A 9875-nucleotide genomic window follows, 5' to 3' on the forward strand; every position below is an offset into this window, starting at 1 on the left:
CTGTGGCAACCGCGGCATCGCTTGCCGCACTTTCTTCTTTGTTGGAGCAGCCAGCCAAAGTGCTGCCCACGAGTAAAATAATTGTTAAATTTCTGGCTAAATCTGCCATATCATGACGTCCAATCTATTGTGATATTGATGTTATAAAATCAGTCTTTTTAATACTTTATGTCATTATCAATTATCTGATCATGACAACAAATCTTTTGCAAGCCATAACATTTTATTGCTTGGCAAATAAGTTTTGCATAGTAGCATAAATGAATCGGGAAAATTGGAATGATACAAAATGCATAAAATCTGGTTGATGCTGGGATGCAGCCTGTTTCTGGCAGCATGTAATCCACCCATTGCACAGTCGCAGCAACAGGCAGCGGTGCAAAAAAGTACCGCAATGCATGTGGTTTTATTAGATCAGCCAAACCTGTTTCATGATGAAACCAACTTGAAAATAGACCAGCAGTTTAACAGTGCAGAGAATCCAACCGATGCACAGGTGACGGTTGAACAGGCCCAGCAGGATGATTCAGTGATTGCGGTACGAACTGAATACCAGTTGAAACGTGATCAGGCGGTCTGGAAGATCGTGAACAAGAAACAAAGTTATCAATGTGCCAGGGGAGACCATACCGATAAATTCCAGTTTGCGCTTTGTCCATGATTGATCTGTGAACTGTGGTTGAGCCTAAAAGATAGACAAAACTGTGGATAACTTTTCGGTTATTCACATATCTAAACAATCATTGGGATTGTACAAATTGCGGTCATTTTGAAAAAATGCTAAAGTTGCGTCTGGCAATTTGGCCAAAAGGTAAAAAAATTTACCAGCCTCACGTAAATAAATCATTTTTCTTATATACGCCCTGTGAATACGCTGTTTTCACATTTATCACATGCTTTCTCACAGCATGAGATCAAAATTTAAATTTCAACCATAAAGTCTTGTGGTGATGATTCCATTTCCGTTTATGGGAAATGGAGCGAACCCGAGTTGGTTATTTTTGTGAATAGAACATGACAACAAATCATCAGAACATGACGTTAAACCGTATAATCGCGGGCAACATTATCCTGATCAAGGTCATTGACCGCTTTCCCTTGGGTAAAACCATCTTGATGGGTTTGCTAATTATGCTGCTAGGAACACTGTTTCTGGTGGTTGATTGGCATCTGGTTTACCCAGCCACGGGCGGTACTGAAACAGATTATGCTGGAACGTCAAGCTGAGGGGATTCATTAATAAAAAGCTGGGAGATGATCCCAGCCATTAAACTCCTGTTTAAAATATCAACACAACTGTGGATATCTTTTAGAATACCCACAGTATTTAAATATCCTTACTTAATCACACCACAGGCAACCCGATCTCCGCCACCACCCAAAGGCTTAGGTGAATCTGAATAGTTATCGCCACCTGCGTGGATCATGATTGCCCGCCCCTGAATATCGGCAAGTTTCAGGCGTGGCGCAAGCACAGGCGTTGTTGCAAAACCCTTGTCATTCACGGTTAGGGCAGGTAGGTCACCTAGATGTCCATCCAGTGGTGTACCGTGATGGGCAACTTTCTCTGGATTGAGATGTCCACCCGCAGCGAGGGCGGCTCCCATTTTACCGTCTTTCTTAACAGCTTCGCATGAGGCATTTTCATGGATATGGAAACCATGCTCACCTGGGGAAAGCTTTCCAAGTGCAGGGGTGATGAGCAGGCCTTTCGGTGTTTGCTGGAAAGACACGGTGCCAATGGAGGCACCCACACCATTGGCATCCACTTGATGAACCGTGATCAGCTGTTTTTGGTCTGATGATGTAGGCTGTGTCTGGATTTTATCTGCGTTGTTATCCAGATTAACCGATGAACAGGCGGCGATACTTAGGCCGAGGCAACCCAGGAGGGAAAACTTTTGAATTATTGAAGTCATTGCGAGGCATCCTTAATTGATTATCTTTATCAATTAAATTCAAGCAAAGTTTGGGGGAACTCGCAAGCTTCTTTAATTATTTGATAACAAAAAGGTTAAATCAACTTACTTGGTTTCAGATGGAGTCTCAAGTGTGGCAACGGGTTCTTCCACATTCTCATGCAGCCATTCACGCCAAATCGCCAACAGGATTGCCAGAATGACTGGACCGATAAACAGGCCAACCAGACCAAAGCTTGCGATTCCACCCAGTACACCGAACATGATCAACAGGAATGGAATCTGGGTTGCGCCTGAAATCACCAGTGGGCGAATCACGTTGTCAGAACTGCTGACGATCAGCAAACCCCATACAATCACACCAATCGCTTCAACAGTCTGTCCCTGCGCAAATAGCCACAGTCCCACACCCAGATATGAAACAGGGGTGCCAAATGGAATCAGGGCTAAAATAAAGGTGACCATCGTCAGCAGCATTGGGTTCGGTATACCCGCAACAAAATAACTGAGACCTGCCAAAAGGGCCTGTGCAACCGCAGTAAGGCCTACGCCATATACCACTGCACGGGTTGTTTCTGAAATGGTGTCAAGATAGTGGTGTACGCGTGGGCCAATCACCATTTCCATGGCACGGCTGACCTGTGCCAGAATCATCTGCCCATCCCGATAGAAGAAGAATAGGGTCATGATGGCAAACGTCAATTTGACCAGGTTGCGGCTAATCTCACTGAGAACAAAACGCCCATAACTCAAATGACCCTGAATCCATTCCGCAATATTCTTGGTAATGCTGTTTGGGTCATTACTCAGTTCGTTCACGGTACGGCTAATATCCTTGCCCACCACAGGCAAGTTTTTAATGAAGTCAGGAATCTGGATATGTCCTGAAAACAGTTGTCTCTGTAAATTAAAATAGAGGTTACGCCCTTCCAGTTGCAGCATGAAGATGGCGCAAATAAACGGAACCCCAATCACCAGAATGACCAGACTGATCATGATGGTGGCATTGAGGGTGGGGCGATTTTCCCCAAAGAAACGGCGCTGTACCCATAAATACACAGGCCAGGTCATGTAGGCAATAATTGCTGCCCAAAGTACAGGCACAATAAAATATTTGAGAATACTGAATCCCAAATAGATTAAGACAAAAAACAGTCCAAACAATAAAACACGTTGTAATGTGGGAGCGTATTGTTGCACAAGCGTCCGTCTCTAAAGATAAAAGTTGGATAAAATCATATTAACTGAAAAATGGGTCCAGTAAAATTTTCATTCGGTAATTTCACGTTTAAATATCTGGATGAAATGAGGAGGATAAAGTTGATGGTATGTTTCAGCCAGAGGATTATTTTCAATGGAGTGGTTCATGATCGGCAATATATATCTCAGTATTTACCAAAGTTTTAAGGCTGCAATACAGCAACTTACCATAGCAACATTTACTATCGATTTTAATACAGGAGTTGGTAAAGACTTACAAAGCGTATTGTTATATTGAATTCATCATACATGCATAAAGTGAATTTAAGGAGCAGTTCGATGACACATTCAAATAATCAGGACAATACCTCTCCAAAAACAGGTCAGGACCATTATTCACAACAGAATAGCAGCAATGGTACACAAGCCGAAAGCGCAGTGGCTACCCTCTTGAACGGTGATAAGCTCAGTTATCAGCAAGTGGAAGGTCTGACGGACAGTGATCAATTACAGCAGGCTATAGAAAAGCAAGATATTTCTAAAAATCCTGAAAATGCACTACAGCAGCAAGGTGCGGAACATGAACAGGCAATCCAGTCAGATGATGGCAGTCACGGTAACGAGACTATCCGCAAAGCTGTGGAAAACCTGGATTGTGATGAAATGAGGCATAACCTGAAAGATAAGGGTGATGACACAGATCAACCTAGTCCAAATCCCGCACCTTTTATTGAACCTAAATAAAGATAGGTTTTAGTCGGTGCAGTTGTATAAATGGTTCATACCTTGTTCCATCCTGGCGTGATGGAACAAGGGGGTTTAAAACCATTGACTTGGATCATCCACCAACTGATTTAAAACAGGCTGCCACTGACTCTGGATAGTCACAAAGTTCTTCTGTGGCTTATCAAAAACACTGAGTCCCTGCATCGCCAATGTCCCATAGGCACTCCGTTCGGAAATCCATGCCACAGGCTGCTGCTCAATCTTGCTAAAGAAGTCCTGAATATCCTTGGAGCTGGCGCTGTTTGGCTTGACCCGATTGGCAATCAGCAGAATCTGAACTTTGCCCTTACGAATCCGTTTAATGTCTTGTAAATGCTTAAGGAAGCGACGAGTACTGTCAATGTCGAAAAACGACGGCTGTAATGGCGTGACAATCGCATGTGCTTCACTAACCAGTTGTTCCGCATGTTCCCCTGAAAGGGCACCAGGCGCATCAATAATCAGGTAGTCCAGATTCTTGGGTGCCTCACCAATCGATTTCTCATGTCGCCAGTCCAGACTCTGAATTTCGGTCGCCGTTTTAGGACGCTGCTTGAGCCATTGTAAGGTGGATTTCTGGTTATCCGCATCGGCTAGCGCAACTTTATAGCCTTTTTGTGATAATGCGGCAGCAAGGGTAATCGCCGTCATGGTCTTGCCACAACCGCCTTTCTGATTTGCAATTAATATGGTTTTCATGAAATTTGCGTTTTAACGAGCCTCTTATATTCCATTCTACCTTAGCATCTTTTTCAGCGTGGTAGGTTACAATTTAGGCTCAGAACAGAGGGAAATTTTATGTCGGTTTGGTTGGCAATGCTGATAGGCGGATGTATTGGTGTGGTGATCACCACCATTATATTATCCAGCACACGCAATGGACGTATTCAGGCGGAATATGAACAATATATTGCTGAACTTGAATTGGCACATAAACAGGCACTGGTTGACGCGCAGAAGCGCAGTGTCAACACCAGCCGCGCGGTATTAAAGGGTAAAATGGCCGAGCAGTTTGCCCCCATTTTGCCTGAGTTCCAGTATCTTCCCAGTGATGCCAAGTTTCTGGGTGACCCCGTGGATTATGTGGTGTTTGATGGCTATACCGACTTCCGTGATGGCGATGGTGATGCCGAAGACATTGAAGTGATCCTGCTGGATATTAAAAGTGGCAGTGCCCGCCTGAGCAAGGGACAGCAGGCCATTGCCCAAGCGATACGTGAGGGACGGGTGCGCTTTGAAACCCTGCGTATTGATTTTAATGATTAATCCGTAATCTCAAAATTGAGTTTTTGTACCCGTGCCATCAGCATCTTTTGTGCAATGCTTGGAATGCCCTCGGCATCAAAATATTGCTTTTCAATAAACTTGAATTTTGCTTGTTGCAGGCTGCGTTCAATGTCCCGATTCAGGTGGCAGCCATCGCCAATACATTTCTGAATTGGGGTCAGCAAGGTCTGTAAAGACTGCATCTTGACCGAGTTGGGATGCTTGACATGCTCAACCAGATGAAAAGTTCCCGTGGGTTTCAGCACTCGATAAATTTCTGCCAGTGCCTGATCCAGTCGGGCAATACTGCATAGTGTCCATGTGCAAACGATATGATCCAGAGACTGGTCGGCAAAAGGTAGTTTCTCTGCATGGGACTGCACATGCCTGACATGGAAGGGTGCATGTTGAACCCGTTCAATCGCCAGATGGTAAATGTCTGGATTCGGTTCAAGCGCGTACAGTACATCGACATTGCCATAAAATGGAATGTTTAAACCTGTTCCAAAACCAATCTCAAGCACTTCGCCCTCAATCGGCAGCAGCAGTTCACGGCGTTTATCCATCAGGCTGGCGGTTTGCATGACCTGATTGAGCAGGTGCGGGAAAACCCGACGTTGATAAAATTGATAAATCATAGAGTTCCATTCATTGATTTAAAAAAAGGGAGTGGAGTCGTCACAAAAATATGACCAGAGTGCGTTTGACTGTTACCAAAAAAAGCACTTTCTTGCATGCTCTAAGCATACTATGAACAGAAGTGATTTTCTAAGTTTTAAGCGTTATTTTTGAGGATGCTCAGCATGAACAAAAGCCTATGGATCAGTTTATGCATGGTGGCTGCAATTGGACAGGCACATGCATCTACCCGTGGTGCGGAATATAATATTGCCAATGGTTTATCGCCTATTTTAAAAGACCAGTCCATCTCTGTGTTGCAGCCTTTTTATGGTAATTTTCGTATCCTCGGTTCAAAGCTTTATCAGGATGATGAACAGGCAAAATTCTCGCCAATTGACTATGCGGTGAGTTGGGGTTTGTTTGCCAAGCCCGAGATCGCACGTAAAATCTCAGTAAATCAATATGACCGCTATTTGAATTGGAAAATAGATAAGCTACCTGTTCCTGCAAATCAAGCCATGCAAATGGTTTCCAATATGCATATTATTCCCGCCACTCCCAAGATTGCCCAGCAGATTAAACAGGTAAAGCGCGGTGATTTGGTGCAGCTCAAAGGTGAGCTGGTTGAGGTGCGTGACAAGGATCTGGTGTGGAAGTCGTCATTGACCCCCACAGATACGGGGGATGGCGCCTGCGAGCTATTCCGTGTGAATTCCATCCAGTGGATTGAGAAGCAGAAGATTTAAATTGGATCTTTCTTAAGATGTAGAGGGGCTAAATGCTCCTCTACATCTTTATAGGTTTTATTCAGTTTGCATTTTTGAGTCAGCAGTTTGAGTGCTTTTCCAGTGATGCAACTGACTTTGTGCATGCAGGTACTGGTTTAACTGATCCACCTGTTTGCCTGTGTCGGGTGTGGCTGAACCAGATAAAGTGCTTTGTTCCAGAGCTTTGGCCTGATTCTGCCAGTAATCCGACAACACACCCTGAATATAGCGACCTTGCTCGGTTTTTAATTCCAGCTCTTTTAGCATCGTCAATGCAGAGTGGATATTATCTTTCTGGCGCTGCTGTTCAAATTCTGGTGTCAGCGTATTGGCCTCTTTCATTTTCGCCAACTCGATTTCCATACTGTCACTCATTGCGGTAAAACGCTGGTCATAATCTTCCAGAATGGCAATGTCATGACCATCATCAGGCGTGGCAGGGAATTGCTTGATGGGTGTCTGGTTCAGTTCGCCAATTGAATTGTTGACTGAACTGCCTTGCTTTTCATTATTTGGGGCAGGTGGTTGGTCCTTGTTACAGGCACTGAGCAGTAGGGCGGTGCTGAGTACACAGCTTATTGCAAATATTGTTTTGATGTTTGGCATGGTCAACTCGATCTATAATGAATTTGATGTTTTCTGAAAATGATATGCAAAAGTGGTGTAAGGAAAATCTATCTGATCTTGTGTGCTTAGGCCTGTAAAATCAAATACAATTTGTTCAAACCTTGCTTTAAGTCTTTGTTGATGCTGTGCTGACATTGCCGCAATAAAACTGGTGGACAGCAGGCGTTTGCTGACCACTTGTTCGACTGTTCCCCGATGCAGCAACTGAAATGTATCTAACCCAATAAACCTAAATAATTCATTATTTTCAAATACCTGTTTCCATTTTTCACTATGGTAACGTGGGGTGTCCGCCTCAAATGGGCCAATTTCATCCGCCAATGCCCTGACCCAATCTACCTGAATATCGCGTTGATTCCAGACCAGTCCTAGATGTCCTGATGGTTTTAATACACGATGCATTTCAGTCAGTGTTTCAATGTTTGAGAACCAATGGAAAGACTGGGCACAAACCATGGCATCAACCGATTCATTTTGCAAAGGCAGTTGGTCACTGTAAGCCTGTACACATTCAACTGTTCGATGGGTCTGTTGAAGCTGTTGCAGCATTTCCGCCACGGGTTCCACCGCAATCACTTTTGCCTGAGTTTGAATGAGGTAAGGTAAGAATTTGCCAGTCCCAGAACCGAGGTCAATAACAGTGGAACTTTCACCTATCTGGAGGCGATCTTGTAGCCAAATCGCTATTTCTTGCGGGTAACTGGGACGGACCTGCTGATACAGTTCAGCACCTGAACCGAAGCCTTTTGCCGCAGATGGATGTAGGGATTGTGTCATTTTTTGCGCTTTTTAATCTGTCTTATCTCTATAAAATAAGATACTCCGCAATAATGAATTGGCAAAGTCCTCATTTGATGCGTTTTTGATACCCGCCTAGGATCAACTTTTTAGTGTGAGCATGGATAAGCAAATAGTATTTGAAGATGAACATATTCGCGTTATTTTTTTAACAGGTTCAAGTGACACTTTGGTGATTTCTTTTGGTGATCTGATTAGCCGTGCCAAAGGCATGTCGATTAATGCTGAAAAATCATTATTCAAATATCAATACAATGTGATTGGCATTATGCCAAAACAGAAATCTTGGTTTCCTAAAAGCAGCATGCTTGAGATGCAGCGACAGATTCAGCCGATCTTAGTTCAGTTTAAGCAGATTGTGGGTTACGGTGGATCAATGGGGGGCTATGCCGCGATTAAATATTCTAATTTATTGAATATGCATAAAATCGTTGCTTTTGTACCACAATATTCGATAGACCCTGATGTGGTTCATGATCGTCGTTATGCCGAATTTTTTGATGCCGCATTGCATCAGGATATGCAGATTCAGGCGGATGAAGTGGATTCATCTCGTGAATACATCATTGTCTATGATCCATACTATGCAGAAGATAAAGAACATTTCTTAAAAATACAGCCCTTATTACCACATATGCATGTGATTCACTTGCCTTTTACAGGGCATGAAGCACTCTCGGTTTTGGCAAGTTCGCAATTACTCAATGATTTTGTTGAGCAGCCTTTTGACATCACCTATTTCTATAAACGGGTGAGGGAAGTCAAAAAGCAAAGCAAGTTCTACTATCGCTATGTATTAGATGCATTATTGACCAAACATCATCAGGCTTTATTGCGAATCTTGCAAAATAACGATTTTGAATTAGATGAGCGTTATTTTGATGTTGTTCTTAAGCAAAAATTGGTTCAACAGTTATTTAATCTACAACAGGGTACTGAGCAAAATTTACGGAAGTTAGGTATTCATCCGCATTTTATCCAACAGATGGACAGCTCAGTGCCAACCATTCGCACGATTCAAAATACATTGTTGGTTTTTAATTTAGTCAGTTTAAAGCTAGAGGCTTATAACGCTGAAGCAATTCAGGCGAATCAACAATACTTGCTGCCATTGAAAGTCAGTGCGAATGCCGCTGTTGAACTTGAGTTAAATGCAGAATCTTATGTTTTGACGATGAATGATCGTGGGATTCATAAGTTAGTGAAAGTCGGTGAAGCTTTGGCTTTGGATCAGTCTTTATTGATTTTTAAACGCTATCCTGAATTTTATCAACTCAGTTATAAACAACTGAGCTTGAGTTGTGATGCACAGGGGTTAAGTCAGTTTGTTGAAAATAATGTAGAAGAGCAAACTCACCTACATCTTGCTGAATCGTAAGTAAAAAAGCCCTCTACAATCGCAGAGAGCTTTTTAGATTGAATTGAAAAGACTAGTTTGCACCCACTTTGGCATTGGTACCGACATTGGCATTTACCCCGACGTTTTGTGCAAAAATAGAGGCAGAAGCGAGAATACTTGTTGTCAAGATAGCTGTTTTGATCATTTTCTTCATTGCGATTTCCTTAAGCGATGTACCGTTTGGGGGGTACTTCATCAACGCAACTGCATCATAGCGGGCAAAAAAGCCGAAATGTATGGATTTCAGCAAAAATTTACAAGCACATTACAGCTTAAAAACACTCTGGAGAGAAATTATGGAGATGGCAAACTTAGCCACACTGTTCTAAAGCAGTTTGGTTAAAGTGGCTTTTTAACTTCTCAAAGTTCTGTTTTACCTCAGGTTTCTGAATATCAAACACTGTGGTTTTTCGCGTTTTCTGATCTAATACAGGTTTTTCAGTGGTCGCATTGAATAAACGATTCGGCACATATTGATATGTTTCAGAAAAAGCCCGACTCAACTGATTGCCT

At 42.9% G+C, this 9875-nt stretch carries 12 protein-coding genes and 3 pseudogenes; 6 read left to right on the forward strand and 9 right to left on the reverse strand.

Annotated elements, in window-relative coordinates:
• Window positions 1-109 (reverse strand): annotated as a pseudogene (locus tag B4H32_RS11265) (DUF4349 domain-containing protein); the annotation flags it as partial.
• A gap of 180 nt (window positions 110-289) precedes the next feature.
• Between B4H32_RS11265 and B4H32_RS11270 the strand changes: the two are divergent.
• Together B4H32_RS11270 and B4H32_RS12885 are read left to right on the forward strand one after the other, a co-directional pair.
• Window positions 290-661, forward strand: a complete 372-nt coding sequence (locus B4H32_RS11270) for a hypothetical protein (RefSeq protein WP_286803114.1) — start codon at window positions 290-292, stop codon at window positions 659-661.
• 389 nt (window positions 662-1050) lie between these two features.
• Window positions 1051-1161: pseudogene (locus B4H32_RS12885) on the forward strand (multidrug transporter); the annotation flags it as partial.
• 176 nt (window positions 1162-1337) lie between these two features.
• On the opposite strand, the gene sodC reads toward B4H32_RS12885, so the two are convergent.
• Together sodC and B4H32_RS11285 are read right to left on the reverse strand one after the other, a co-directional pair.
• The gene (gene sodC, locus B4H32_RS11280) at window positions 1338-1919 is read right to left on the reverse strand and encodes a superoxide dismutase family protein (RefSeq protein WP_004683354.1); all 582 of its coding nucleotides are present in this window, start codon (window positions 1917-1919) and stop codon (window positions 1338-1340) included.
• Window positions 1920-2024: 105 nt separating this feature from the next.
• Complete coding sequence (locus B4H32_RS11285) at window positions 2025-3119, reverse strand: AI-2E family transporter (protein WP_004683352.1); 1095 nt, start codon at window positions 3117-3119, stop codon at window positions 2025-2027.
• A 339-nt stretch (window positions 3120-3458) separates the two neighbouring features.
• Here B4H32_RS11285 and B4H32_RS11290 point away from each other — a divergent pair, with 339 nt between their 5' ends.
• The gene (locus B4H32_RS11290; RefSeq protein ID WP_286803117.1) at window positions 3459-3863 is read left to right on the forward strand and encodes a hypothetical protein; all 405 of its coding nucleotides are present in this window, start codon (window positions 3459-3461) and stop codon (window positions 3861-3863) included.
• A 75-nt stretch (window positions 3864-3938) separates the two neighbouring features.
• Here the strand turns inward: B4H32_RS11290 and B4H32_RS11295 are convergent, their stop codons facing one another.
• Complete coding sequence (locus B4H32_RS11295) at window positions 3939-4583, reverse strand: ParA family protein (protein ID WP_004678690.1); 645 nt, start codon at window positions 4581-4583, stop codon at window positions 3939-3941.
• Window positions 4584-4682: 99 nt separating this feature from the next.
• Between B4H32_RS11295 and B4H32_RS11300 the strand changes: the two genes are divergently transcribed.
• Complete coding sequence (locus tag B4H32_RS11300; RefSeq protein ID WP_004678687.1) at window positions 4683-5150, forward strand: Holliday junction resolvase-like protein; 468 nt, start codon at window positions 4683-4685, stop codon at window positions 5148-5150.
• On the opposite strand, the gene B4H32_RS11305 is transcribed toward B4H32_RS11300, so the two are convergent.
• The gene (locus B4H32_RS11305) at window positions 5147-5788 is read right to left on the reverse strand and encodes a class I SAM-dependent methyltransferase (protein ID WP_004797597.1); all 642 of its coding nucleotides are present in this window, start codon (window positions 5786-5788) and stop codon (window positions 5147-5149) included. The genes B4H32_RS11300 and B4H32_RS11305 overlap by 4 nt on opposite strands.
• A gap of 195 nt (window positions 5789-5983) precedes the next feature.
• Between B4H32_RS11305 and B4H32_RS11310 the strand changes: the two genes are divergently transcribed.
• Window positions 5984-6517 (forward strand): hypothetical protein, encoded by a 534-nt coding sequence (locus B4H32_RS11310; protein WP_414630968.1) that lies wholly within the window; start codon window positions 5984-5986, stop codon window positions 6515-6517.
• Window positions 6518-6574: 57 nt separating this feature from the next.
• Here the strand turns inward: B4H32_RS11310 and B4H32_RS11315 are convergent, their stop codons facing one another.
• Together B4H32_RS11315 and B4H32_RS11320 are read right to left on the reverse strand one after the other, a co-directional pair.
• Window positions 6575-7144 (reverse strand): hypothetical protein, encoded by a 570-nt coding sequence (locus B4H32_RS11315; protein ID WP_286803123.1) that lies wholly within the window; start codon window positions 7142-7144, stop codon window positions 6575-6577.
• 12 nt (window positions 7145-7156) lie between these two features.
• On the reverse strand, window positions 7157-7942 hold the full coding sequence (locus tag B4H32_RS11320; RefSeq protein WP_286803126.1) for a class I SAM-dependent methyltransferase: 786 nt from the start codon (window positions 7940-7942) through the stop codon (window positions 7157-7159).
• Window positions 7943-8063: 121 nt separating this feature from the next.
• On the opposite strand from B4H32_RS11320, the gene B4H32_RS11325 reads away from it, so the two are divergent.
• Entirely contained in the window at window positions 8064-9341 is a 1278-nt protein-coding gene (locus tag B4H32_RS11325; protein WP_286803127.1) for a hypothetical protein, read from the forward strand.
• Between the two features lie 52 nt (window positions 9342-9393).
• Here B4H32_RS11325 and B4H32_RS11330 read toward each other — a convergent pair whose 3' ends face one another.
• Together B4H32_RS11330 and B4H32_RS11335 are read right to left on the reverse strand one after the other, a co-directional pair.
• Window positions 9394-9516: a hypothetical protein gene (locus tag B4H32_RS11330; RefSeq protein WP_004760586.1), complete on the reverse strand. Its 123-nt coding sequence runs from the start codon at window positions 9514-9516 to the stop codon at window positions 9394-9396.
• A 157-nt stretch (window positions 9517-9673) separates the two neighbouring features.
• Window positions 9674-9875: pseudogene (locus tag B4H32_RS11335) on the reverse strand (hypothetical protein); the annotation flags it as partial.

It is taken from the genome of Acinetobacter sp. UBA2063, from assembly GCF_002333245.1.
Taxonomy (GTDB): Bacteria; Pseudomonadota; Gammaproteobacteria; order Pseudomonadales; family Moraxellaceae; genus Acinetobacter; species Acinetobacter parvus.